This is a genomic window from Geminicoccus harenae (assembly GCF_019800005.1).
In the GTDB taxonomy this organism is placed as follows: Bacteria; Pseudomonadota; Alphaproteobacteria; order Geminicoccales; family Geminicoccaceae; genus Geminicoccus; species Geminicoccus harenae.
Genome location: NZ_JABGCL010000134.1, coordinates 1 through 1,610 on the forward strand (window position 1 = coordinate 1; position 1,610 = coordinate 1,610).

The window sequence follows — 1,610 nt, forward strand, 5'->3', positions numbered from 1 at the left end:
TGGTCACGGCGTGGCCTGTGGCAGCGCCTGTTCCAGCGCATGGCCAGCACGGGAACGATCCCGGCCGAGCTTGCGCTCGACAGCACCTACGTCAAAGCCCATCGCTCCGCTTCTGGCGGCAAGGGGGCGAATGGTGCCAGGCGATCGGCCGCGCGCGCGGTGGCCGCACGTCGAAGATCCATTGCCTGGCCGATGATCGTGGCCGGCCCGTCGCGTTCGCCCTGACACCAGGCAACATCGCCGACATCAGCGTGGCCCTGCCGCTGTTGAGTTCCATGCCGCCGCCCCGGCGTCTGATCGCGGACAAGGCCTATGATGCCGACGGTCTGCGCGGCTGGCTCGAGGCACGGCACATCCGAGCGGTCATTCCCTCCACCGCCAGCCGGACCATCCCCTATCCGCTCAACCGCAAGGCTTACGCCCGGCGTAACCTAATCGAGCGGCTGTTTTGCCGGCTCAAGAACTGGCGGCGCATCGCCACCCGCTACGACCGCCTCGCCCAGAACTACCTGGCCGCCCTCGCACTCGTCGCCGTCGCCTCTGCCCGGGCTGAATGAGTTCCCTACCTAGGCTAACAAGTCTTATCTAAGACCGAGGAAGCCTAAGACTACCACCACGACCACGACCACGCCTATCAGCCAGAAGATATTGTTCATAGCTAATTAACTTCCTGTTGTTGATGTTGCACCGTGCTGCGTTGCTATATAGATCCTTGCCGGATCGCCCGTCTCAGATTGCCACCCCTCCACCTCATGCGCAGGCGAAACAAGCAGACATCGCTCGTGCGGATCATCAGGAGTGCTCCTTCTCGAACGGCACTTGAAAGACGTATCGGACAAGAAAGTTGAGGCATCGCGGTTCCTTTATGCGGTGCCGGACTGTCGAGGTGCAGGACGTTGCTCTTGATGGTCAGGATGGTGTTGGGCGGAATGACGTAGACGTGGTTCGGGCAGATCTGCTCGCCGCCCTCGGCCAGATGCACTGGCATTGCGGTGTAGCCGGCGATGATCGCGACCAGGGAGCTGTCATGGTTGGGGTCGAGGTGCTGGATCAGCACAAAGGCCATTCCGGTGTCGGCAGACATCCTTGCGAAGAACGACTGGAATGCATCGATGCCACCGGCTGAGGCACCAATGCCGACGATCAGGCGGGTGCGGTCTACCGAAGTTGCGGGTGAAAAGGTAGGTCCGCTCCCATTGGAGGGTTTCATGCTTGTCGTGCTTCATGCGGATTGCCGCTGGGACCACGCGGTATGCCTGAGCCGGTCGCAAGATGCACCGCCAAATCCTCTCTTCCTGAGTCGCCCAGGCGTTCCTGCACCACTACTCAACAATTACCAGAACCGACGGTTTCCGAAGCTGCTCTCAGGTGCGGCGGCCTTGGCGGCCTGATCGGCTCCATGCTCGGCGGCGGGCGTTCGAGCGGTGCGCTTGGTGGTGCAGCGATGGGCGTGATCGCCATGAACGCCTTGCGCAACTGGGGCTAGGTAGGGAACTCATTCAGGTCCATGCTGAGGCGACGGCGACGAGTGCGAGGGCGGCCAGGTAGTTCCGGGCGAGGCGGTCGTAGCGGGTGGCGATGCGCCGCCAGTTCTTGAGCCGGCAAAACAG

1 protein-coding gene and 2 pseudogenes are annotated in these 1,610 nt (G+C 62.5%); 1 reads left to right on the forward strand and 2 read right to left on the reverse strand.

Features of this window, described 5'->3' with window-relative positions; translation table 11 throughout:
* Nucleotides 1-557 (forward strand): annotated as a pseudogene (locus HLA95_RS27220) (IS5 family transposase); the annotation flags it as partial.
* A gap of 143 nt (nucleotides 558-700) precedes the next feature.
* Here HLA95_RS27220 and HLA95_RS27225 read toward each other — a convergent pair.
* Together HLA95_RS27225 and HLA95_RS27230 are read right to left on the reverse strand one after the other, a co-directional pair.
* A complete protein-coding gene (locus tag HLA95_RS27225) occupies nucleotides 701-1,210 on the reverse strand; it encodes a chemotaxis protein CheB (protein WP_191062317.1) in 510 nt (169 codons plus the stop codon).
* A gap of 289 nt (nucleotides 1,211-1,499) precedes the next feature.
* Nucleotides 1,500-1,610: pseudogene (locus HLA95_RS27230) on the reverse strand (IS5/IS1182 family transposase); the annotation flags it as partial.

Coding starts and splice junctions, on each gene's coding strand:
- HLA95_RS27225 (WP_191062317.1), bottom strand. CDS start 1,210: ATGAAACCCTCCAATGGGAGCGGACCTACCTTTTCACCCGCAACTTCG.